At 61.8% G+C, this 20,689-nt stretch carries 24 protein-coding genes; 12 read left to right on the top strand and 12 right to left on the bottom strand.

Annotation, left to right across the window (positions count from 1 at the left end; all coding sequences use genetic code 11):
• Positions 1–75 precede the first annotated feature (75 nt).
• Complete coding sequence (locus BFP99_RS21320) at positions 76–681, top strand: SCO family protein (RefSeq protein ID WP_065948117.1); 606 nt, start codon at positions 76–78, stop codon at positions 679–681.
• Positions 681–1,148 (top strand): copper chaperone PCu(A)C, encoded by a 468-nt coding sequence (locus BFP99_RS21315; protein WP_065924619.1) that lies wholly within the window; start codon positions 681–683, stop codon positions 1,146–1,148. The genes BFP99_RS21320 and BFP99_RS21315 overlap by 1 nt, the downstream gene beginning before the upstream one ends.
• Positions 1,149–1,354: 206 nt before the next feature.
• On the opposite strand, the gene BFP99_RS21310 is transcribed toward BFP99_RS21315, so the two are convergent.
• Positions 1,355–1,684, bottom strand: coding sequence for a DHCW motif cupin fold protein (locus BFP99_RS21310; protein WP_065948116.1), 330 nt, complete (start codon positions 1,682–1,684; stop codon positions 1,355–1,357).
• Positions 1,685–1,824: 140 nt separating this feature from the next.
• Here BFP99_RS21310 and BFP99_RS21305 point away from each other — a divergent pair, with 140 nt between their 5' ends.
• Entirely contained in the window at positions 1,825–2,310 is a 486-nt protein-coding gene (locus BFP99_RS21305) for an HIT family protein (RefSeq protein ID WP_065948115.1), read from the top strand.
• A 338-nt stretch (positions 2,311–2,648) separates the two neighbouring features.
• On the opposite strand, the gene BFP99_RS21300 is transcribed toward BFP99_RS21305, so the two are convergent.
• Positions 2,649–3,125, bottom strand: coding sequence for a DUF488 domain-containing protein (locus BFP99_RS21300; RefSeq protein WP_065948114.1), 477 nt, complete (start codon positions 3,123–3,125; stop codon positions 2,649–2,651).
• 151 nt (positions 3,126–3,276) lie between these two features.
• Positions 3,277–3,744 (bottom strand): GNAT family N-acetyltransferase, encoded by a 468-nt coding sequence (locus BFP99_RS21295; RefSeq protein ID WP_065948113.1) that lies wholly within the window; start codon positions 3,742–3,744, stop codon positions 3,277–3,279.
• 422 nt (positions 3,745–4,166) lie between these two features.
• Between BFP99_RS21295 and BFP99_RS21290 the strand changes: the two genes are divergently transcribed.
• Together BFP99_RS21290 and BFP99_RS21285 are read left to right on the top strand one after the other, a co-directional pair.
• Entirely contained in the window at positions 4,167–4,658 is a 492-nt protein-coding gene (locus BFP99_RS21290) for a GNAT family N-acetyltransferase (RefSeq protein WP_065948112.1), read from the top strand.
• Positions 4,659–4,676: 18 nt separating this feature from the next.
• Entirely contained in the window at positions 4,677–5,102 is a 426-nt protein-coding gene (locus tag BFP99_RS21285; RefSeq protein ID WP_065924614.1) for a GNAT family N-acetyltransferase, read from the top strand.
• A 59-nt stretch (positions 5,103–5,161) separates the two neighbouring features.
• Here the strand turns inward: BFP99_RS21285 and BFP99_RS21280 are convergent, their stop codons facing one another.
• On the bottom strand, positions 5,162–6,367 hold the full coding sequence (locus BFP99_RS21280; protein WP_065948111.1) for a TPM domain-containing protein: 1,206 nt from the start codon (positions 6,365–6,367) through the stop codon (positions 5,162–5,164).
• 128 nt (positions 6,368–6,495) lie between these two features.
• Between BFP99_RS21280 and BFP99_RS21275 the strand changes: the two genes are divergently transcribed.
• Both BFP99_RS21275 and BFP99_RS21270 read left to right on the top strand, forming a co-directional pair.
• The gene (locus tag BFP99_RS21275; protein WP_065948110.1) at positions 6,496–7,311 is read left to right on the top strand and encodes an alpha/beta fold hydrolase; all 816 of its coding nucleotides are present in this window, start codon (positions 6,496–6,498) and stop codon (positions 7,309–7,311) included.
• Positions 7,301–8,443, top strand: coding sequence for a PAS domain-containing sensor histidine kinase (locus tag BFP99_RS21270; protein ID WP_065948109.1), 1,143 nt, complete (start codon positions 7,301–7,303; stop codon positions 8,441–8,443). The genes BFP99_RS21275 and BFP99_RS21270 overlap by 11 nt, the downstream gene beginning before the upstream one ends.
• Here the strand turns inward: BFP99_RS21270 and dapF are convergent.
• Positions 8,431–9,234, bottom strand: coding sequence for a diaminopimelate epimerase (gene dapF, locus BFP99_RS21265; RefSeq protein WP_065948108.1), 804 nt, complete (start codon positions 9,232–9,234; stop codon positions 8,431–8,433). The genes BFP99_RS21270 and dapF overlap by 13 nt on opposite strands.
• A gap of 74 nt (positions 9,235–9,308) precedes the next feature.
• Here dapF and BFP99_RS21260 point away from each other — a divergent pair, with 74 nt between their 5' ends.
• Positions 9,309–9,812 (top strand): AAA family ATPase, encoded by a 504-nt coding sequence (locus BFP99_RS21260; protein WP_065948107.1) that lies wholly within the window; start codon positions 9,309–9,311, stop codon positions 9,810–9,812.
• Here the strand turns inward: BFP99_RS21260 and BFP99_RS21255 are convergent.
• On the bottom strand, positions 9,809–11,410 hold the full coding sequence (locus tag BFP99_RS21255) for a L,D-transpeptidase family protein (RefSeq protein WP_065948106.1): 1,602 nt from the start codon (positions 11,408–11,410) through the stop codon (positions 9,809–9,811). The two genes, BFP99_RS21260 and BFP99_RS21255, sit on opposite strands and share 4 nt — an antisense overlap.
• Positions 11,411–11,449: 39 nt before the next feature.
• Between BFP99_RS21255 and BFP99_RS21250 the strand changes: the two genes are divergently transcribed.
• The gene (locus BFP99_RS21250; protein WP_053134289.1) at positions 11,450–12,163 is read left to right on the top strand and encodes a murein L,D-transpeptidase catalytic domain family protein; all 714 of its coding nucleotides are present in this window, start codon (positions 11,450–11,452) and stop codon (positions 12,161–12,163) included.
• A 30-nt stretch (positions 12,164–12,193) separates the two neighbouring features.
• Entirely contained in the window at positions 12,194–12,940 is a 747-nt protein-coding gene (locus BFP99_RS21245) for a creatininase family protein (protein ID WP_027607227.1), read from the top strand.
• Between the two features lie 315 nt (positions 12,941–13,255).
• On the opposite strand, the gene BFP99_RS21240 is transcribed toward BFP99_RS21245, so the two are convergent.
• Both BFP99_RS21240 and BFP99_RS21235 read right to left on the bottom strand, forming a co-directional pair.
• Positions 13,256–13,588 (bottom strand): hypothetical protein, encoded by a 333-nt coding sequence (locus BFP99_RS21240; protein ID WP_027607228.1) that lies wholly within the window; start codon positions 13,586–13,588, stop codon positions 13,256–13,258.
• A 34-nt stretch (positions 13,589–13,622) separates the two neighbouring features.
• Positions 13,623–14,267: an ATPase gene (locus BFP99_RS21235; protein WP_065924605.1), complete on the bottom strand. Its 645-nt coding sequence runs from the start codon at positions 14,265–14,267 to the stop codon at positions 13,623–13,625.
• A gap of 132 nt (positions 14,268–14,399) precedes the next feature.
• Between BFP99_RS21235 and BFP99_RS21230 the strand changes: the two genes are divergently transcribed.
• Entirely contained in the window at positions 14,400–14,672 is a 273-nt protein-coding gene (locus BFP99_RS21230; protein ID WP_065924604.1) for a hypothetical protein, read from the top strand.
• On the opposite strand, the gene yfcF is transcribed toward BFP99_RS21230, so the two are convergent.
• Entirely contained in the window at positions 14,647–15,279 is a 633-nt protein-coding gene (yfcF, locus tag BFP99_RS21225) for a glutathione transferase (protein ID WP_065924603.1), read from the bottom strand. The genes BFP99_RS21230 and yfcF overlap by 26 nt on opposite strands.
• Before the next feature lie 96 nt (positions 15,280–15,375).
• A complete protein-coding gene (locus BFP99_RS21220; RefSeq protein ID WP_137212212.1) occupies positions 15,376–15,912 on the bottom strand; it encodes a DUF924 family protein in 537 nt (178 codons plus the stop codon).
• 120 nt (positions 15,913–16,032) lie between these two features.
• Here BFP99_RS21220 and BFP99_RS21215 point away from each other — a divergent pair, with 120 nt between their 5' ends.
• Positions 16,033–17,187 carry a DUF1624 domain-containing protein gene (locus BFP99_RS21215; RefSeq protein ID WP_065924602.1) on the top strand — a complete coding sequence of 385 codons (1,155 nt, stop codon included), beginning with the start codon at positions 16,033–16,035 and terminating at the stop codon, positions 17,185–17,187.
• Between the two features lie 250 nt (positions 17,188–17,437).
• Here the strand turns inward: BFP99_RS21215 and metE are convergent, their stop codons facing one another.
• Together metE and BFP99_RS21205 are read right to left on the bottom strand one after the other, a co-directional pair.
• Positions 17,438–19,726 carry a 5-methyltetrahydropteroyltriglutamate--homocysteine S-methyltransferase gene (gene metE, locus BFP99_RS21210; protein ID WP_065948105.1) on the bottom strand — a complete coding sequence of 763 codons (2,289 nt, stop codon included), beginning with the start codon at positions 19,724–19,726 and terminating at the stop codon, positions 17,438–17,440.
• Between the two features lie 166 nt (positions 19,727–19,892).
• Positions 19,893–20,678 (bottom strand): M12 family metallopeptidase, encoded by a 786-nt coding sequence (locus BFP99_RS21205; protein ID WP_065948104.1) that lies wholly within the window; start codon positions 20,676–20,678, stop codon positions 19,893–19,895.
• Between the last annotated feature and the right edge of the window lie 11 nt (positions 20,679–20,689).

The following is a 20,689-nucleotide window of genomic DNA, read 5'->3' as shown; positions in this document are numbered from 1 at the left end:
CTCCTCGTTTACTCCTATTCAAAGCCCGCCGAGTTGATTTCGCGCAATGCGGGCGTTTCACAGGATGCACCGTTGATGAGTACGTTATTCACCCGCCGCAAGGTCCTGACCGGCATGGGCCTGTTGGGCCTGGGCCTGCTGGCCGGTTGTGACAACAGCCCCAAGTTGAACTTCAAGTACGGCAAGGACTTGAGCGACAAGATCATGGGCCGCACCTTCAAGCTCAAGAACACCGAGGGCGACATCGTCACCCTCAGTTCCTACCGTGGCCTGATGCCGGTGGTGTTCTTCGGTTTCACCCAGTGCCCGGCCGTGTGCCCGACCACGCTGGCCCGCGCCGCCCAGGCCAAGAAACTGATGGGCCGCGACGGCGAGATCATGCAGGTGATCTTTATCACCCTGGACCCGGAACGCGACACGCCGGAGATTCTCGACAAGTACGTCAAGGCCTTCGACCCCAGCTTCGAAGCGCTGTACGGCACCCCGGAAGAAATCGCCGTGGCCGCCAAGGAGTTCGGGATCTTCTATGAAAAGATCCCCGCCGGCGACACCTACACCCTGTCCCACACGGCCACCAGTTTTGTCTTCGACACCCGTGGCAACCTGCGCCTGGGGTTGCAGGCATCCCTTACCGCTAAAGAGTGCGCAGAAGACCTGCTCACCGTCATGGAGGTCTGCTAATGACTGCCGTTCAACACCTCAAGCGCTTCACCCTTGGCCTCACCCTGCTGGGCCTCGCCGCCCACGCCAGTGCCCAGGTGCAAGTCACCGACGCCTGGGTGCGCGCCTCGGTGCCGGGCCAACCGTCCAGCGGGGCATTCATGACCGTGACCGCCGACAGCGACAGCAAGCTGCTCAGCGTGGCCTCGCCGATGGCCAAGGATGTGCAGATCCATGAGATGAGCATGAAGGACGACGTGATGCGCATGGCCCCCGTGGACTCGGTGGCCCTGCCGACGGGCAAGGCAGTCAAGCTCGACCCGGACGGCTACCACGTGATGCTGATGGGCCTGACCGGCCAGATCAAGGAAGGTGACCAGGTGCCGCTGACCCTGACGGTGCAGGACGCCAAGGGCGAAAAGCAGACCGTTGAGGTCCAGGCCACGGCGCGTGGGCTGGATGGCATGGACCATAGCAAGATGCATTGATGCACCGGATTTTTGTGGTTGTTTCTGTGGCTGTTCCTGTTTTTGTGGCGAGCGGGCTTGCCCCGCGTTGGGCTGTGAAGCGGCCCTGAAGCCTGCCGACGAGGTCTATCTGAAGGAACTTCATGATCTTATTGGGGCTGCTTCGCAGCCCAACGCGGGGCAAGCCCGCTCACCACAACAAGCCCGCTCGCCGCAAAGGTCACTCCTCAATCCACGATAAACAGCTTCGCCCCGACACTCGTCGAGGAACGATGTGCCTCCATATCATTGCCCACCTGGTAACTCATCCCCGCCGTCAGCGTGAACCGGCGGCCGTCTTCCAGCTCAGTGTGCAACTCGCCTTCCAGGCACAGCAGCACATGCCCGCGCTTGCACCAGTGATCGGCCAGGTAGCCGGGGCTGTATTCGACCCTGCGCACGCGGGTGGTGCCAAAGTGGCAGGTGCGCCATGAGGCACTGCCGCTGACGCCGGGGTGAAGCTCGGGTTCGACGGTGGACCAGTCGGTGATGCCAAACGGGACAGCGGTGAGTTCCATGGTTTGCTCGGTCGTGGGTGGTCGTGACGGGAAGCTATCGGGCTGAGGCTGCATGGGGTAGACACAGATCCCGTGGTTTTGTGGGATACAGGCGTGCGTGCTTGTTATCCTGCCGACCTTGCTCCCAAGGACGCGCACTGATGCAGATCGACCCCGCCTACATCCTGTTTGAGACCGAGCACTGGCTGCTCAACCATCACCTGGCTTCGAAGCTGCCGGGTTACCTGATGCTGGGTGCCAAGGCGCCTGTTGATTCCCTCGCCGATATGCCGGATGCAGCGCTGGCCGAACTGGGTGGACTGCTTGCGAAAACCCAGCGGGTCATGGAGGCGCAACTCAAGCCCAAATGGTTGTATATCAGCCGCTATGGGCATCTGCCGGGGTTCCCGCTGCACTTTCATTTCATCCCGGTGTATGACTGGGTGGAGGAAGCATTCTGGCGGGATGAGCGCTATCGGCGGTTGCAGGGTTTGGGTTCGCAGGGCCTGGCAAAAACGCTCACCGATGGTGCGGAACTGACGCTGTTTGTGTGGCGGGAGTTTGGTGAGAGCCTGAGGCCTCCGGTGATCAAAGGGCTGTCGGTTGAGCAGGTGATTGGGAGCTTGCGTGCACATTTGCGTCACTGATGCAGGTCCCCTGGAGTTTGCTACCTGACGGCTCGGGAGCCGACGACTATCTAACTGATGCCCAGCTACCTAAATGTGGGAGGGGGCTTGCCCCCGATAGCAGACTGACAACCGAGCAGGATGTTGGATCAGACCGAGTACATTGCCCCACCACTCGCATCGTGGTTACCGTTGGCTGCTACAAAGTTGTGTAGATTCCCATGCAGCGATGAAAGATCAGGAGGCCCCATTTCGGCACAAGCTGGAAACCGATCTACCCGACAAAGACCTCATGCTGTTGATGGGCACGATCCATCGTTTTCCCAAACAGTGGCTGATCATAAGCTTGATCTATCCACCTAAGCGACAGAACGAAGACGATCAACAAATAGCGTTGTTTTGACCGGCAGATGCTGAACATCCAGCGACGGCTCCACTTCCTGCGCGGCTTCGGCGATCAAACTGCGATGGCAAAAACTTGCGTCCGCCTCATAGCAGACCATGCAGATACGCAGTTCAACCGCGCTGCAAAGCAGCTCGCTCAACACAGTGCCTTGGGTGCGGATATAAGCCCTGAACTCACGCGCATAGGTGGCCCAATTACCGTCTTCCTTGTATTGCTTGCGTATGGGCTTCGGGCAGCCGAGCGACCGGATGTGCTCATAGGCGATCCCCTCCGCAGCCAGGCATTGGGCAAAGGCATTTTTGGAGAAGCCTTTTTTTCGCGACAGCGGGTATTCACGCACATCCAGCACCTTGTCGATCCCGGCCTGCCTGAGTCGCGCGATGAATGCGTCGATAGACAGTCCTTCGTAGCCTGCGGTGTAGAGGTTCATGCGGAGTCTCCTAGGGCCTCCCGGCGCGATCAAAAGGTAAAAAAGCGCCGGGACTATAACATCGCCGGTTATTGACCAGACTTTGCGGGTGACGGGCGGAGTAGATTATTGCGTAACAAGCCAATGGCGCTTTTTTGGTTGGAACTCCGTTTCAACCCATCTGTTTTTTCATCGGAATACACGCCAACCGCAACCCCGACGGCGAGTGATAAATCGCCTGTTCATCGCCCACATAGCCGCACGCGCGATAAAAACTCGCGGCATTCAACGTCGCGTCCAGCACCACCTCTTCAATCGCCAGTTCCCGCGCGACCTGCTCAAGGTGATCCAGCATCGCCTTGCCATACCCGCATCCGGTAAATGCGGGCAACACGAACAGCGCGCCGACTTCGTTGTTGGCCGGGTCGAGCATGCCAGTGGCGATCGGCTCACCGTTCAACCAGCCCAGGTAGAACGGTTTTTCCATCAGCGCGCTGTAGCCGTCCTCGGCCTTGCCACGGGTCCAGAGCGCCATTTGTTCAGCGGTGTAGGCACCGATGCATTGGCTGCGAATGGCTGCGCGGCGGATGTCAAAAGCGGCGTTGGCGTCGGTGGGGGTGGCGCGTTTTATTTCCAGCATGGGTCCTTCCTTCATGGATTTCCGTTGCCCGCCCGGGTGAATGAATAACGGAGGTGAGGGAGCTTGCTCCCGCTTTGGCAGTTTAATCCTATCAAGCACTCAGGCCGAGCAGTCGTTCTGCCAATCGGTTGCACCGTCGCCAATACCGCCCGGATCCTGGTCCAGGACGTGGCGGATGTGTTTACGGTGAGTTGATGTGACTTGAGCAGTGAGGAAACCCGCTTTGGCGGGTTCCACACTGCCTCTTGAACGTCATGGCCCTGACCAACATGCATCGAAAACAGCACCCACCACCAAGCCTGGCGCGGACAAAACTGTGGGAGGGGGCTTGCCCCCTCCCACAATTTCGATCTGTGTTCTGCGCAGAGTCCCAGCGAGGCCGTTATGATGTGGCCTTTCGCTCAACGCCCCAGGAAACGCCCATGCCCGCCCTCACCTTGCGCAACGCCCTCCCCGCCGACGCCGCCCGTTGCTTTGAAATTGAAATCACCGCCTACGAGGGCGACGAAGCCGCGACCCTGGAAAAGATCGCCACGCGCATTGCCCTATACCCGCAAGGTTTTTTGATCCTGGAAGCCGATGGCGAAGTGGCAGGTTTTATCAACAGCGGCTGTGCCCACGAAGTGGTGATGTCGGACGAGGCGTTCAAGGAACTGGTGGGGCATTCGGCCGAGGCGCCGAATGTGGTGATCATGTCGGTGGTGGTCGACCCGGCGCATCAAGGCAAGGGGTATTCCAAGGTGCTGATGAGCGAGTTCGTGCAGCGCATGCGCGCCATGGGCAAGCGCACGATTCACCTGATGTGCAAGGAACAGCATGTGCCGTTGTACACCCGCATGGGCTACACCTACATGCAGCCGTCACCCTCGGATCATGGCGGCATGGCCTGGCATGAGATGCTGATGACGCTTTAACCAACGGAGGGTTTCGCAATGACCGCAGCGCTTATTGAAGTCAGCGACCAGGCCAATCCCGACGCCGAGCGTATGCTCGGCAACGGCCTGGCTGCGTTCAACGAAGGTATCGCCGGCTACAACGATCGCCTGCCTCTGACGGTATTGCTCAAAGATCCCGATACCCGGCAGATCGTCGGCGGCATCACCGGCAAAACCACCCTGGGCATGGCTTTTCTCGACCTGTTCCACCTGCCCGAGACCCTGCGCGGCACAGGCCTCGGCAGCCGATTGCTGCACGCCTTTGAGCACGAAGCCCGGCGTCGCGGCTGCGCGAACGCGGTGCTCTATACCCTCAGTTTTCAGGCACCGGGCTTTTATGAAAAGCATGGGTGGGTGCGGTTCGGGGAAGTCCCATGTGAACCGGCAGGCAGCAGTCGCGTGTTTCTGTCCAAGCGGCTGTAACGTCCAAGGCTTTGCCCGACAGCCGCTTGCAGCCTGGCGTCACGCCGAACAACCGCCGATTACCAACTCCCCGACGCCCCGCCACCGCCACTGGAACCACCGCCCCCCGAGGAACTGCTGCTGGAGCTGGAGCCACTGGAGCCCGAACCGGAACCACCGCCCGAACCGGACCCCGAGCCGGAACTGGCGATGCTCTGCACAAACACGATAAACGCCACAAAGGAGGCCACTGGAATCGCCACGATCCAGCCCTGATACCCGTGCCCCAGCAGTGTCGCCGCAGCGACGTAGATGGCCATGACCGCCAGCGCACGCAGGAGGAAAAAGCGCGGGCGCTTTTTCCAGGATGCCCTGATGACGAAGAACAACCCGAGGTACAAGCCCAGCACCAATGCCGCGCCAAACGGCCACACCAGCCAATGGATATAGCTGACCTCCACGAACCGGTTGGCGATCACCACCCCGGCGATGTAGGCCAACAGCCCTATCACGCAGTAGAACGCCGTGCGCGCCAGCCACAAGGCGCCGAAGGTGGCGCCGCCGATCAGGAGGGTCAGCGGCAGTACCAGCAGGTACATCGGCCATTCCCGGCCACCGGCGAATACCACCAGCGCCACGGTAACGGCTGCGGTGGCGATCAGCGCCCCGCGCCAGCCCAGCTTGCGCGCCGCGACCAGCACGCCACCGATGGCACCACACACAAACGCCAGCAATACCGCAAGCGCCTCAAGACTGCCGCCGTGCCCGGCCACTTGCGGCAAGTCACCGCCATCCACCAGGACAACCAAGTCGTTCACGCCCTGCTCGACACCGCCGGCATAGTCGCCCTGGCGAAAGGCCGGGGTGATGTGTTCTTCAATAATCCGGTGGGCCAGCAGGTCGGTCACCGTGCCCTCCAGGCCGTAACCGACTTCGATGCGCACCTTGCGATCATCCTTGGCCACCAGCAGCAGGATGCCGTCGTTGACATCCTTGCGCCCCAGTTTCCAGGCGCGGAACAGTTGGTTGGCGTAGTCCTCGATGCTCGCGCCACGGGTGGTGGGCACCAGCAACACCGCCACCTGCGCGCCTTTGCGCTGCTCAAGGGCGGCGAGCTGGTCTTGCAGACGGGTGGTGGTGGCGGCGTCGAGGGTGTTGGTGAGGTCGATCACCCGCTGGTCGAGGGCCACGCCGATGGGCGACGTCTCGCCCTGGGCGGTGATAAACAGGCCGGCGGAAATCAATACCAGCAGACTCAAGACGGATTGCCGCAACCACCGCATCATGTTTGTTACCTGAAGTTTCTTCCTGAAGGCGCCGACTTTACCCTATCGGCGCTATAACGCGTGACCCAAAGCCATCGACTATCTAAACTGCAGCACACCTAGCAATACGCCATAACTTCGAGATCCCCATGGGCCTACTCCAGCGCAACAACGTCAACGTGATGGGTGACGGCCACTCGACCCTGGTGTTTTCCCATGGTTTTGGCTGCAACCAGGCCATGTGGAACTACCTTGCGCCGCAGTTCAAAGAGCGTTTTCGCGTGGTGATGTATGACCTGACGGGCGCAGGCCTGTCCGACCTCAACGCTTTTGACAAGGCCAAGTACAGCGCGCTGGACGGCTATGCCCGCGACTTGAACGAGATCATCGAAGCCTTTGCCGAGGGCCCGGTCATCCTGGTGGGACACTCGGTCAGTGCCATGATCGGCACCCTCGCCGACCGCCTGGCCCCCGGGCGTGTCGCCGCCCATGTGATGATCGGCCCGTCGCCACGCTATATCGATGACGATGGCTACGTGGGCGGTTTCAAGCGCGCCGACATCGACGACCTGCTCGACACCCTCGACAGCAACTACCTCGGCTGGTCCAGCGCCATGGCCCCGGTGATCATGGGAGCCCCCGACCAACCGGCGCTGAGCGACGAGTTGACCGAGAGTTTCTGCCGCACCGAGCCGGAGATCGCCAGGCAGTTCGCGCGCGTGACCTTTATGTCGGACAACCGCCAGGACGTGATCGGCCTGCCCACCCCGGTGCTGATCCTGCAATCGAGTGACGACCTGATCGCCCCGGTGGCCGTGGGTGAATACCTGCACAGCGTGCTGCCCAACAGCACCTATTGCCTGGTGGACAACGTCGGCCATTGCCCGCACATGAGCGCACCGCAGGCCTGCGCGGTGGCCATGGACGCCTTCCTGGTGCCGTGGATGGCCGCACGTGCCGGCTGATCTGTTCGACAGCGCCGCCTGCGCCCTGGCTGTCACCACGGAAGATGGCACGATCCTGCAGGCCAACGCACGCTTCAGCGACGGGCTGGGGTTCAGCATCGCCGAGCTGCAGGGCCGGCGTTTCCAGGACCTGCTGAGCATGGGCGGGAGGATCTTCCATCAGACTCACCTGGCGCCCATGCTGCGCATGCACGGCAGCGTCACCGAGGTGAAGCTGGACCTGCTGCACCGCGACGGCCACAAGCTGACCGTGCTGCTCAACGGCAACAAACGCGAACAGGCCGGCGCCGTGGTGTACGACCTGGCGCTGTTCGGCACCACCGACCGCGACAAGTACGAGCGCGAGCTGCTCAACGCGCGCCACCTGGCCGAAGCGCTGTTGCAGGAAAAAACCGCCACCGAAGTCGCGCTGCAACAAGCCCAGGCCGAACTGAACGAGGCCTACGCCATCGCCCAGCGTCGCGCCCTGTTTGCCGAGCAGATGGTCGCGATTGTCAGCCATGACCTGAAAAACCCGCTCACGGCGATCCGCATGGCCTCGGACTTTCTCAGCCGTGGCGAACGCACACCCAAGGAGCGCCAACTGCTGGGGCATATCGACCAGTCCTCCGAGCGCGCGCAACGCATGATCGCCGACCTGCTGGACTTTACCCAGGCACGGGTCGGCCAGGGCATCACCATCAAGGCGGCGCCGCTGGACCTGCACGAGGTGATCCATCGCGCGGTGGACGAACTGCGCGTGGCGTTCCCCAAGGCAACGCTGGAGCATCACGCACAGGGCCGTGGCGACGCCTGCCTGGATGCCGATCGCGTGCAGCAGATCATCGGCAACCTGGTGGCCAACAGCGTGGCCTATGGTGACCCGCAACGACCGATCACCATCACCTCGCGCCTGGATGCGGGCGCTTGCGCAGTGGCGGTACACAACCACGGTACGGCGATTCCGGCAGGTTTGCTGGCCGGGCTGTTCGAGCCCATGACCCGTGGCAACGACCAGGGCAGCGACGTGCGCAGCGTGGGCCTGGGCCTGTATATCGTGCGGGAGTTGGCCAAGGTCCATGGCGGCGATGTGGCGGTGAGTTCCTGTGCCACGGCCGGCACCACCTTCACGGTGACGTTTCAGAACAGGTAGGCGCTGCCCTGCATGATCGGTTCCACACTGCCCGTCAACACCACACCACCCTGCCCGTCCCAGTGCACCGTGACCGTACCGCCGTCGCACTGCACCTGCACCGTGGCATCCAGCAAGCCACGGCGGATGCCATTGACCACCGCGCCGCAGCAGCACGAACCGGAACCCAGCGGCACGCCGCCGCCACGCTCCCAGATGCGCAGGCGGATATGCCCACGGTCGAGCACCTGCACGAAATGCACATTGGTCCTGGCCGGGAACAGCGGGTGAATTTCCAGCGCCGGGCCGACGGCGGCAGGGTCGATGGCGTTGATGTCGGCCACAAAAAACGTGCAATGGGGGTTGCCCATGCTGCACGCCGCCGGGTTGCCCGCCAGCGGTAACGTACCCGTATCCATGGCCTCGGCCAGCGGCACGGCCGACCAGTCCAGCGACGGCTCCCCCATGTTGACCGACACTTGACGATCCGCTACCCGCGCGCAGGTCAGCAGGCCCCGGTCGGTGCGCAGCACAACCGAATCGCTGCGGGTTTCATGCATCAAGCGGTCGGCCACCCCGCGCGTGGCGCTGCCACAGGTTTGCAGCGGCGTGCCATTGGGGTTCCAGAACTTGATGCGCGCAGCGGCGTCTTCGCAGTCGAGCACCACGGCCAATTGATTAAAGCCGATACCGGTGTGGCGATTGCCCAGGCGGCGGGCGACCTCGGGGGTGACAGGGTCGTCCAGGCCACGGCGGTCGATAATGATGAAATCGTCGCCGTGGGCGTGCATCTTTGTGAACGGCAAGGTCATGGGCTGTCCTGGGGTCGACCGGTGGGGGAACTGGAGGATACCCTGAACCGACCCAAGCTTATCGAGAGTCAAGCATGCTTATCGTCTTCAGCGGCCTGCCCGGCACCGGCAAAACCACGATTGCCCGCGAGTTGGCGCGCCAGACCGGTGCGGTTTACCTGCGCATCGATGTGATCGAACAGGCGATTCGCGACGCTGGCGTATTGGCGGGTGATGTCGGTGCCAGCGGTTACGGCGTGGCGAATGCGCTGGCGCTGAGTAACTTGCAGTTGGGCCATAGGGTCGTCGCCGATTGCGTGAACCCGGTCAAGGAGAGTCGGGCAGCCTGGACAGCGACGGCCGCGACGGCAGACGTGGCGCTGGTCAATATTCAGGTGGTGTGTACAGACGCACAGGAACACCGGCGCCGGGTGGAAACCCGTAGGGGCGACATTCCTGGGTTGACGCCGCCGACTTGGCAGTCGGTATCGGCGCATGAATATGAGCGTTGGGACCAACCCGTGTTGACCCTGGACACGGCCTCCGTGACAGCTACCGAGGCCGTCGCGTCGATCGTTGCCCACACGGCAATGCCCTAGAGCACACTCCCCATCGCCTTCATCAACACCAGGTCGCGCCCATAAATATCCGGCGCATACACCAGGTCACCCTGGCCGTCGACCTGCACCGTCCAGTAGCCCAACAGCACCGGCACCGGGGTGGCCAGCCGGAATTCATGGGTCACGCCGGTGGCCAGCAGTTCATCGGTGCGCGCGCGTTCGGCCGGGCTGACCAGCAGGTCGCGCAGCAGCAGCGGTTGTTCGACCCGCACGCAACCGGAGCTGAACGCCCGCGGGCCCTTGGTGAACAGCGGTTGGCTGGGGGTGTCGTGCAGGTACACCGAGTACGGGTTGGGAAAGCGCATCACGATCTTGCCCAGTGGGTTGCGCGGGCCCGCTTCCTGGCGCAGGAGGATATTGCCGGGGCGCGCCCAGTCGATATTTTCCGGCGCCAGCGGGTGGCCTTCGGCGTCGAGCACTTGCAGGTTCTGCTGGCGCAGGTACTCGGGGTTGAGGCGGATGGCCGGGAGTTTGTCCTCGCGCATGATGGTGGGCGGGATGGTCCAGGTGGGGTTGAGGGTCAACCGGGTGATGCGTGACTTGAGCAGCGGCGTCTGGCGTTCGGCGCGGCCCACTTGCAGGCGGGTCTGCCACACCGGGATGCCGCTCTGGTACACGCTCAGTTGCGCGGCGGCGACGTTGACCAGTACGCCTTCGGGCTCCAGGTCCTGGGCCAGCCAGCGGAAACGCTCGAGGTTGATGCGCAGTTGTTCGCGGCGCATGGCCGGGCTGATATTGAGTTCGGCCACGGTGCCGGCACCGATCACGCCGTCCGATTGCAGGGAGTGGCTGAGCTGGAAGGCCTTCACCGCGGTGACCAGTTCCGGACCGTATTGTTTGCCCGCGCCCTTGGGCTCGACAGACAGGTAGCCACCGCTGTGGAGCCGACGGGCCAGTTCCGGGACACGCGGGTCGTCCATGCCGGGACGCAATAACGGGCCGCTGCCGACCGGATCCCAATGGGGCAAGGGTTGCAGGCGGACCGTGGAATAGGCGTTGCGCAGGCTGCGGTACAGGTCGGCGCTGGGGCGCGCCTGGTCAAAGGCTTGCGCCATGTTTTGCAGGCCGAGGGCAGCGAGGGCCAGCACTTCGGTGTCGGGGTCGCGGGTGGGCGGCTGCGAATGCCACAGCGGTTCGAAGCGCGATTGCTGCAGGCGCCCGTAATGCAGATCCTGCAGGGCTTGCAGGTAGTGCTGGCTGATGTCGATGTCGCTGCACAGCACATTGGCCGTGGCATCCGCCGCAGGCAGACTATAGTGGGAGGGGTCCAGCCCGTCATCGGCGAGCAGCTGCAATTGGGCGTGCAGTGCCTCGCGGCGATCGTTGGCGGACCACAGCGGCCCATTCCCCTGCTGCTGGTAGAACGCTTGCAGGCGCAATTGGGCGGCGGCGTCTATCTGCGCGGCAAGGCCGGGGCAGACACCCGGCATTTGCGCCAGTGCCTGTTGCAGCGGGGCCAGTTCGACCGGCGCCGGCGTGGTGACCGGCAATGGCTCGACCGGCAGCACGTCGGCTGTGGCGACCAATGGTGCAACGAGCAGGCAAATGCTCAAGTAACATGCGTGTTTTTTGAACAATAGCTTTGCTCCAATCCACAGTGGGGGGATGTACTGTAGATGCTGACTTTTATGTGCCGCCTCGGTTTGGTCACCGTGGGCCTGGCTTTACTGAGCACTATTACGCTCGCCGCCAATGGCAACCCTCCTTCCTTGTATAGCAGCCTGGCGCGCTCGGCTCCAGAACTCAATCCCACGGTACTGAAAAGCGCCCTGAACGCCGTGCAATGCGCCGTCAATAATGGCGAGGAACGCTCCGAGCGCCTGGCCGTGATTGACTATTCCCAACCTTCAACCGCCCGTCGGCTGTGGATCTTCGACCTGCGCAAGAAAACCCTGGTGCTGCGCGACCTGGTGGCCCACGGCGCAAAGTCCGGGGAAAACTTCGCCACCCAATTCTCCAACCTGGAAGGCAGCCATCAATCCAGCCTGGGCCTGTTCCGCACCCAGGAAAGCTACCTCGGCACCCATGGCTACTCGCTGCGCATGGACGGCCTGGAGCCGGGGTTCAATGACCAGGCCCGCGACCGCGCCATCGTGATTCACGCCGCCGACTACGTCAGCCCCTTGTGGAGCAAGCGCGAAGGCCGCATCGGCCGCAGCCAGGGTTGTCCGGCCGTGCGCCCGCAGGTGGCGCGCCAGGTGGTGGACAAGCTCAAGGATGGGCAGTTCATGTTTTCGTGGTACCCCGACCAACGCTGGTTGAAGTCCTCGACGTACCTCAATTGCAAACCCCAGCAGGTGGCGAGTAGTCGTACAATCCGTGGCGGTTAGCCTGTCCCCACAGATAAAAGAGAGCTTCGCATGCTTCTACATCAATCGACCTGGATCGAGATCGGGCAGTTCCTGGAACGCAGCCGCACGGTGGTGATCCCCATCGGTTCCAACGAACAACACGGCCCCACCGGCCTGCTGGGTACCGACTGGATGTGCCCGGAAATCATCGCCCATGAGGCGCAAAAGAACGCCGACATCCTCATCGGCCCGACCTTCAATATCGGCATGGCCCAGCACCACCTGGGTTTCCCTGGCACCATTTCCCTGCGCCCTTCCACCTTTATCGCTGCGATTGGCGACTGGGTGCGCTCGCTGGCCGGGCATGGTTTCGACAAGATCCTGTTCCTGAACGGTCACGGCGGCAATATCGCCACGATTGAAGCGGCGTTTTCCGAGCTGTACGCCGAGGCGAGCTTCGGCCGTCGCCCTGCCGGGTTTGCGTTGAAGCTGGTGAACTGGTGGGACTTGGAAGGCGTCACTGATCTGGCGCACCGCCAATTCCCGGTGGGCCATGGCAGCCATGCGACGCCTTCGGAAATCGCGGTGACGCAGTGGGCGTACCCGGACGCGATCAAGTCGGCCGACTACTCCCCGCAGATCGCCAACACCGGGCCGATCCGTGAAGCCCTGGACTTCCGCGCCCGCTTCCCCGACGGGCGCATGGGCTCGGACCCGGCGCTGGCGACGGTGGAGAAAGGTGGGGAGTTGGTGGCGCTGGCGGCTCAAGGACTGGTGAAAACGGTTAACAGCTTCAGCAATGAAGCCAGACCTTAGGCCTTATGCAGATTCAAATGTGGGAGGGGGCTTGCCCAAATGCCAGTCAGTTAAGGAGGAACACTGTAACTGTGGTGAGCGGGCTTGCCCGCGTTGGGGCGCGAAGCGGCCCTAAAACCCGCAACCCGGTTCAGCCTGGAAGAATGCAGTGACTGTATTGGGGCCGCTTCGCGCCCCAGCGCGGGGCAAGCCCGCTCACTACGACGGGCTTGTTTACCACCATCAGCGTTGTTTCATGCGGTCGATGACCACCGCCAGCAGCAGGATCGAACCGCTGTGGTGAGCGGGCTTGGGGCTTGCCCCCTCCCACATCGGTTATCTGCAGTCCTGCGCCACCTGTTCAAGCCGCGACGGCGTAATGGTCGACGCCAGCGGCTTGCGCTCATACAAAAACACCTTGCCGCCGTCCCCCGCCTTGTAGACCTCCAGCACGTCATCGGCGGCAATCTTGCTGGTCAACACCAGCTTGGCGTGGCGCGAGTTCTGGGTCACCGTCGACGTGATGCCGTGCTTTTCCAGCTTGGGAAGCAGGCATTGCACATAGTCATCCGGGCTCTTGCCGGTTTGCAGGGTCAAGGTCGGATTATTGGGAGCGGAAACACAACCGGCCAGCAACAGGGCCGCGACCGGTACGAAAAAAGAGCGCATGAAAAAATCCTGAGTCTAAAAATAAAGGTTCACATCAACCCGCGCGAACCAGCGCCTTGAGCGAGGCATCGAACTGCTTCAACGCATCGAGCTGCACATCCCGCTGCTGTTCGATCCGCGCGGCAATCTCCGGTGCGGCCTTGTCGTGCACCCACACCGAGGGCACCTGCCTGTGCACCGAGCCTTCGGCCTTGGCGATGTATTGCAGGTTCGCGTCATAAAACCGTGCGATAAAACGCGCTTCGACCTGATCGTTGCGCTGGGTCAGCAATTGGTTATGGGTATCGAGCATCACCACCACATCGGGGCGAGCCTGCACCAGGGCATCCAGGTTGTCGTAGACCGTCACCGACAAAAAGGTTCCCTGCAGCGAGCTCATCAACCAATCAATGGCCAGTTCCGGGTCGGAGCTGTTGACGAACGCCTCGCGGATACCTGCGTCAAGGGCATCCCTGGCGCCGTTCAAGGCCATGTCGTGGTAGCGTTCAAGGTAGCTGAGGTTGTCGCGGGTGTTATCGCTTAACAACACCCCCACCGATTGCGCATGCTGCAGGGAGTCTACGCTACCGACGATAGGTAGCAAATGGCCTGCACGCAATTCATCAGCGATCGCTGCGTTGTTGACGATCACAGTGCCCAGCATCAGCATCATTAAACCCAGCTGAATCAACGTCCTCATCGCGCATTTCCTTGAACAGCGTCTCGATGCAGACGATTTTGCGCTTTTCCTGAAAAAACAGAACTTGCGTTGCATGATGGTGACTATTATCTGAACCGATAGTGCTCACATAAAACCTATAAGGACCACGCCATGAAGCCTCACCAGAAAACCTTCGACCGCATCCGCGAAGCCGTCTTGCCGGAGTTTCGCGAGCGGGTCGCCGATTACCTGGTCGAGTATGAACAGGTACTGCTGGATGAGGCGTCGGAGGCCGACCAGGTGCACGCCAGTGCCCAGCAGTTGCGCGGCTACCTGCGTGGCTTGAACACCACGCGGGTGCTGGGCATGGCCGATTGGGAAGACCTGGACCGGCGCGTCATGCAAATGACGACCAGCGCTACAGCGCAGGACGTTGCAGGTTGACCCACGCCTGCACGGACGGCCGGCGCCACTGGCGCTGCGCATAAGCCACCAACTCGGCAGGTACGCTGTCGCCGTTGAGAATCAGGCGATTGAGCATCACCGCCAGGTCCACGTCAGCAATGCACCACTCACCGAACAAGTACGAAGGGTTGCCCGCCAACAGCACCTGCGCCGCACTGATCAAGCGCCGGGCTGCCCCTTGGGCGTCGGCTGACAACGGCGGCATTTTCTGCCCATAAAACACCACCAGGGTCGAACGCTCCTGGCGAATCGGCAGCAAATCACTGCGCAACCACGCCTGCACCTGTCGTGCCCTCGCCCGCTGTTTGGGATCGGCCGGGTACACGGCTGTCTCGGGGTAGGCCTGGTCCAGGTATTCGGTAATCGCGGAGGATTCCGACAAGGCAAAATCGCCTTCCACCAGGGTCGGCACGCGCTGGGTCACGGATAGCTGGGCAAAGTCGGCTGTCTGGTTTTGCGCGGTGTCCAGGTCCAGGGTGACCAGGTCGAAGGCCAGGCCTTTTTCCCGCAGGGTGACGAACACCGACATCGCGTACGGGCTGGTGTAGAGCGAATCAACGTAGAGGCGCAACGGGGGCTGGTTCATAACGGGGCTCCTTGGGTGAAGCCCTACGCTACGAGATGCGCGCCGAGAAAGACAATGCGCGGTTTTTATGGGGGCATTCCCGGGCGGAATAGCGGGTTAACCGGCAAACCCGCCCTTGTCCAGAAAGGCGCGCTCTTCATCCGTGGTGACCCTGGCCAGCACCGCATTGCGATGGGGAAAACGCCCGAAGCGCTCGATGATCTGCGCGTGTTCCTTGGCCCAGCGGTAAGTGTTGGCGTCCAGTGGCTGGTTGAGGGCCAGGGAGCGTTGCTGGTCCCTTGGGTCTTCCGAGTGTTCGAACGGCAAATAACAGAACGCGCGCAATGCCGGCTCCACCTGCTGGTCGAGCCCGGCGTCCACCATGCGCGCGGCATACAGACGCGCGAGCGGGTCGGTGGCAAACATGTGCGCGGTGCCGCGAAAGGCGTTGCGTGGGTATTGGTCGAGCAGGATCAGCAAGGCCAAGGCGCCTTCGGCTGAATCCAGCCAGCTTTCCAGCTCGCGCCGGGCGGCCTGCAGGTGGGTGGCGTGGAAGGTGTCGCGGAAGGTGGCGTCGAACCCATCGTCCTTGGCGAACCAGCGCTTGGGGCCGGCGTGCTGCCAGAAGTCGATGACGGTTTGAGGGGTGCTCATGCTCAGGGGCTCCGGGTATGGGTTTACTGAAGGTATCAGAAGCGGGATCAATGGAGGGCAACGCGTCGATTAATGTTATAGGATAACGCCAATTTTCCGCCCTGCCCTGTGATCCCGCCCATGACCGATGCCGTTCCCCTGCGCCAACGCCTGCTCTCCATCGACGCCCTGCGCGGCCTGGTGATCCTGTTCATGCTGCTCGACCACGTACGCGAGACCTTCCTGCTGCATCGCCAGGTCAGCGACCCGATGAGCATCGACAGCACCGAGCCCGCGTTGTTTATCAGCCGCACCCTCGCCCACCTGTGCGCGCCGGTGTTTGTGTTGCTCACGGGCTTATCCGCGTTTTTATACGGCCAGAAATACCAGGGCCGCCGCGATGTGTCGGCGTTCCTGTTCAAGCGCGGGTTGTTCCTGGTGGTGCTGGAGTTCACCCTGGTCAACTTCGCCTGGACCTTCCAGTTGCCGCCCAGCGTGATCTATCTGCAGGTGATCTGGGCGATTGGCATCAGCATGCTCGCCCTCGCCGCCCTGGTGTGGTTGCCGCGCCCGCTGTTGATCGTGCTGGCGCTGGTGATCATCGGCGGGCACAACCTGCTGGATGGCCTGCACTTCGACCCAGGCTCGGCGCTGCATATTCCGTGGACGATCCTGCATGAACGCAGTTGGATTGACGTGTCCGACACCCTGCGCCTGCGCACGACCTACCCGGTACTGCCGTGGATCGGCGTGATTGCCCTGGGTTACGGCCTGGGACCGTGGTTTGCCAATGCCACGCGGCCTGCCGTGCGCCAGCGGTATTTGCTGCTCGGCGGCTTGGGTGCGTTGCTGGGGTTTGTGCTGTTGCGTGGGCTCAATGGCTACGGCGAGAAACCCTGGCAGGCGTATGACAACGGCGTGCAGACGCTGATGAGCTTTTTCAACGTCACCAAGTACCCGCCTTCGCTGCTGTTCCTGGCGTTGACCCTGGGCATTGGACTGTTACTGTTGCTGGCGTTTGAACGCGCGGGGCATCGACGCTGGATCGGCGTGTTGGCGGTGTTTGGATCCGTGCCGATGTTCTTTTACCTGTTGCACCTTTATGTGCTGAAAGTGCTGTATGTCGCCTGTGTCGCGCTGCTTGGCCTGAACCAGGGCAACTACTTTGGCTTCGACAGCATGGGCGCGGTGTGGCTGATGGCGCTAGTATTACCCCTGGCGCTCTACCCGCCGGTGCGCTGGTTCGCCGGGCTCAAGGCGCGGCGGCGCGACCTGGCCTGGCTCAAATACCTCTGACCTGACACGGATCCAAATGTGGGAGCTCGCCCATACTCATCGTGGCATAGGTATCTACACAATTTTCAGAGACTGGCGAGTTCCCCCTGTGGCGAGCGGGCTTGTCCCGCGTTGGGCCGCGTAGCGGCCCCAAAACAGCCGCTATGGAGTTTCTGATATACCGCATTCTGCTTTACTGGGGCTGCTGCGCGGCCCAGCGCGGGGCAAGCCCGCTCACCACAGCAAGCCCCCTCCCACATTTTTTACGATATCAAGCCAACTCAGCGCGTAGCTGGCGAGCTGCAGTGACCATATGAATCAACGCCGCCTCCGTCTCCGGCCACCCCCGCGTCTTCAACCCGCAATCCGGGTTCACCCACAGGCGCTCGGCAGGAATCCGTTTCGCCGCCTTGCGCAACAGGTTGGCCATTTCCGAGGCATCCGGCACCCGTGGCGAGTGGATGTCGTAGACGCCTGGGCCAATGTCATTGGGGTACGCGAAAGCTTCGAACGCATCCAGCAGCTCCATGTCCGAGCGTGACGTCTCGATGGTGATCACGTCGGCATCCATGGCCGCGATGGACTCGATCACATCGTTGAACTCGCTGTAGCACATGTGCGTATGGATCTGGGTTTCATCCCGCACGCCCGAGGCGCACAGGCGGAACACTTCGGTGGCCCAGTCCAGGTACCCCTGCCAGTGCGCCTGGCGCAACGGCAAGCCTTCGCGGAACGCGGCTTCGTCGATCTGCACGATCTGGATACCGGCAGCTTCCAGGTCGACCACTTCGTCGCGAATCGCCAGGGCCAGTTGGCGGGCCTGCACTTCGCGGCTCACGTCTTCGCGCGGGAACGACCACATCAGCATGGTCACAGGGCCGGTCAGCATGCCCTTCATCACCTTGCGGGTGAGGCCTTGGGCGTAGCGGATCCACTCCACCGTCATCGCCTTCGGGCGGCTCAGGTCGCCGAAGATCACTGCCGGCTTCACGCAACGCGAACCGTAGCTCTGCACCCAGCCGAAGCGGGTGAACACATAGCCGTCCAACTGCTCGGCGAAGTACTCGACCATGTCGTTGCGCTCGGCTTCCCCGTGCACCAGCACATCCAGACCGAGGTTTTCCTGCACCTCGACGGCGTGACGAATCTCGCTGTGCATGGCTTCGACGTATTCGGCCTGGCTCAACTTGCCCTGTTTGTAGGACTGCCGCGCCAGGCGGATCGATGCGGTCTGCGGGAACGAACCGATGGTGGTGGTCGGAAACAGCGGCAGGTTCAGGCCCGCACGTTGTTTCTCGATACGCTGGGTAAACGGCGACTGGCGCTGGCTGTCCTGGCGGGTAATCGCCGCCACCCGCGCCTGTACCGCAGGCTTGTGGATACGCGGCGAGACCGCGCGGGCCGCCTGCACCGCGCGGCTTTCGGCCAGGGCAGCAAGGACGTTGGGCGCTTCAGGCTGGTTAACCGCTTGCGCCAGCACCGCCACTTCAGCGCATTTTTGCACGGCGAATGCCAGCCAGCTTTTCAGCTCGGCATCCAACTGGTCTTCACGGCCCAGGTCCACCGGGCTGTGCAGCAGCGAGCAGGATGGCGCCACCCACAGGCGATCACCGAGTTTTTCATGGGCGTGCTGCAAGGTGGCCAGAGCGTTTTCCAGGTCACAACGCCAGACGTTACGGCCGTTGACCACACCCAGGGACAGCACCTTGTACGCCGGCAGGCGGTCGAGAATGGTCGGGTACTGCTCCGGCGCGCGCACCAGGTCGATGTGCAGACCATCCACCGGCAGGTTCGCGGCCAGGCCGAGGTTCTCTTCCAGGCCGCCGAAGTAGGTCGCCACCAGCTTTTTCAGCGGGTCGCGCTGGATCAGGTTGTAGGCACGCTCGAACGCGTTCTTCCATTCCTGCGGCAGGTCGAGGACCAGGATCGGCTCGTCGATCTGCACCCATTCCACGCCGAGGTCGGCCAGGCCCTGGAAGATCTGGCCGTACAACGGCAGCAGACGCTCAAGCAGGTCGAGCTTGTCGAAATCACCCCCCTTGGCCTTGCCCAGCCACAGGTAGGTCAGCGGGCCGATCACCACCGGCTTGACGGTGTGGCCCAGGTCGAGGGCTTCCTGCACCTCTTCGAACAACTGCTCCCAACCCAGGTGAAATTGCTGGTCGGCGCTGAATTCAGGCACCAGGTAGTGGTAGTTGGTATCGAACCACTTGGTCATTTCCTGGGCATGGGCACCGCCGCAGCAGCTGTCGCTGACGCCACGGGCCATGCCGAACAACGTCTGCAGGGTGGCGTTGCCGTCGGCTGGACGGAAACGCTCGGGGATCACACCGAACATCAGCGAGTGGGTCAGCACCTGGTCGTACCAGGCGAAATCACCGGCGGGCAGCAACTCGATACCGGCCTGTTTCTGCAGATCCCAGTGGGCCTTGCGCAGTTCCCGGCCGACGGCCCGCAGGCCGGCTTCGTCGAGTTCGCCCTTCCAGAACGCTTCCTGCGCTTTTTTCAGTTCACGATCGCGTCCAATGCGCGGAAATCCGAGGGAATGAGCGACTGCCATGACAAAAAACTCCAATCTGTTGAGATGGGAGCCATTGTCGGCAGTCAATCATAGTGAGACAAACTCATTTTATTTTATACGAACACAAATTTAATTCATGATCACAAGCTGCAAACCCGCCCTTTTCGCGGTGGCGCATTGGGTGATGTCTGAATGGGGGATCAGCTCAGGCTCGCGAAGAAGGGACGTGTCCGTTGTAAAGGTTCCACCAACGAGGCGGTACCGGAGGACGGGGGATGGGATAGAGCTTGCGCGCAAATTGCTTGTCGCCTTCTGACAACTCACTGCCGCCCTCGACATAATGTCCACTGTTCCGAAAATCCTTGAGAATGGTGTAGTGCATGACGGACGCTTGATCATAGGGGGAGGTGACAACCGTCTGTGAGTCGAACGGGAAAAACCATTCATGGGCCGAGGGCTCATTTTTCTCTGTGTGATATTTGCGAATCCGCTCAAAATTCAGGTCGAGTGTATTTTCCGGGTGCTGATGCTCATGGGCTAATCCCAATGCATGACCGAACTCATGCATTATCACGCGAGCGTTGAGTTCATTCAGCCCACCCTTGAAGCCGATATTCATCGTAGGCTCACCGGCACCTGCCGTTTGTTTACCTTGGGTGCCGTAATAGGAGTTCCCACCGAGGAGGTCATTATCTGCCTTGATTCTGATATCGCCATCGAGCTCTTTGGTGAACTCCAGTTTCAGGTTGATATACGGCGCCCATTTGTTGATGTTGTCCTTGATGAATTTTTCCTGTTCCTTGGTCATCTCCATCAGAGAAATCCTGACCGTCGAAAACTGTGGCCACAACGCAGCCTCTAGGGCCACCCCACGCTTGCTCCTGGATAAAACCGGTGCGTCGACGGGCTGTTTCTGGCCAGTGTCATCATTCGGCTGGGCGTAGGAAGGCGGTATAAATGGCTGAATATTAATTCCTGTCATCACAATCATGATCTCCGTGG

This window comes from Pseudomonas sp. 1 R 17 (assembly GCF_900067035.1).
Taxonomy (GTDB): domain Bacteria; phylum Pseudomonadota; class Gammaproteobacteria; order Pseudomonadales; family Pseudomonadaceae; genus Aquipseudomonas; species Aquipseudomonas marginalis.
The sequence above is the reverse complement of the archived record's forward strand: the minus strand, read 5'-3'. Positions and strand labels throughout refer to the sequence as shown.

Coding starts and splice junctions, on each gene's coding strand:
- BFP99_RS21320 (WP_065948117.1), top strand. CDS start 76: ATGAGTACGTTATTCACCCGCCGCAAGGTCCTGACCGGCATGGGCCTG.
- BFP99_RS21315 (WP_065924619.1), top strand. CDS start 681: ATGACTGCCGTTCAACACCTCAAGCGCTTCACCCTTGGCCTCACCCTG.
- BFP99_RS21310 (WP_065948116.1), bottom strand. CDS start 1,684: ATGGAACTCACCGCTGTCCCGTTTGGCATCACCGACTGGTCCACCGTC.
- BFP99_RS21305 (WP_065948115.1), top strand. CDS start 1,825: ATGCAGATCGACCCCGCCTACATCCTGTTTGAGACCGAGCACTGGCTG.
- BFP99_RS21300 (WP_065948114.1), bottom strand. CDS start 3,125: ATGAACCTCTACACCGCAGGCTACGAAGGACTGTCTATCGACGCATTC.
- BFP99_RS21295 (WP_065948113.1), bottom strand. CDS start 3,744: ATGCTGGAAATAAAACGCGCCACCCCCACCGACGCCAACGCCGCTTTT.
- BFP99_RS21290 (WP_065948112.1), top strand. CDS start 4,167: ATGCCCGCCCTCACCTTGCGCAACGCCCTCCCCGCCGACGCCGCCCGT.
- BFP99_RS21285 (WP_065924614.1), top strand. CDS start 4,677: ATGACCGCAGCGCTTATTGAAGTCAGCGACCAGGCCAATCCCGACGCC.
- BFP99_RS21280 (WP_065948111.1), bottom strand. CDS start 6,367: ATGATGCGGTGGTTGCGGCAATCCGTCTTGAGTCTGCTGGTATTGATT.
- BFP99_RS21275 (WP_065948110.1), top strand. CDS start 6,496: ATGGGCCTACTCCAGCGCAACAACGTCAACGTGATGGGTGACGGCCAC.
- dapF (WP_065948108.1), bottom strand. CDS start 9,234: ATGACCTTGCCGTTCACAAAGATGCACGCCCACGGCGACGATTTCATC.
- BFP99_RS21260 (WP_065948107.1), top strand. CDS start 9,309: ATGCTTATCGTCTTCAGCGGCCTGCCCGGCACCGGCAAAACCACGATT.
- BFP99_RS21250 (WP_053134289.1), top strand. CDS start 11,450: ATGCTGACTTTTATGTGCCGCCTCGGTTTGGTCACCGTGGGCCTGGCT.
- BFP99_RS21245 (WP_027607227.1), top strand. CDS start 12,194: ATGCTTCTACATCAATCGACCTGGATCGAGATCGGGCAGTTCCTGGAA.
- BFP99_RS21240 (WP_027607228.1), bottom strand. CDS start 13,588: ATGCGCTCTTTTTTCGTACCGGTCGCGGCCCTGTTGCTGGCCGGTTGT.
- BFP99_RS21235 (WP_065924605.1), bottom strand. CDS start 14,267: ATGAGGACGTTGATTCAGCTGGGTTTAATGATGCTGATGCTGGGCACT.
- BFP99_RS21230 (WP_065924604.1), top strand. CDS start 14,400: ATGAAGCCTCACCAGAAAACCTTCGACCGCATCCGCGAAGCCGTCTTG.
- yfcF (WP_065924603.1), bottom strand. CDS start 15,279: ATGAACCAGCCCCCGTTGCGCCTCTACGTTGATTCGCTCTACACCAGC.
- BFP99_RS21220 (WP_137212212.1), bottom strand. CDS start 15,912: ATGAGCACCCCTCAAACCGTCATCGACTTCTGGCAGCACGCCGGCCCC.
- BFP99_RS21215 (WP_065924602.1), top strand. CDS start 16,033: ATGACCGATGCCGTTCCCCTGCGCCAACGCCTGCTCTCCATCGACGCC.
- metE (WP_065948105.1), bottom strand. CDS start 19,726: ATGGCAGTCGCTCATTCCCTCGGATTTCCGCGCATTGGACGCGATCGT.
- BFP99_RS21205 (WP_065948104.1), bottom strand. CDS start 20,678: ATGATTGTGATGACAGGAATTAATATTCAGCCATTTATACCGCCTTCC.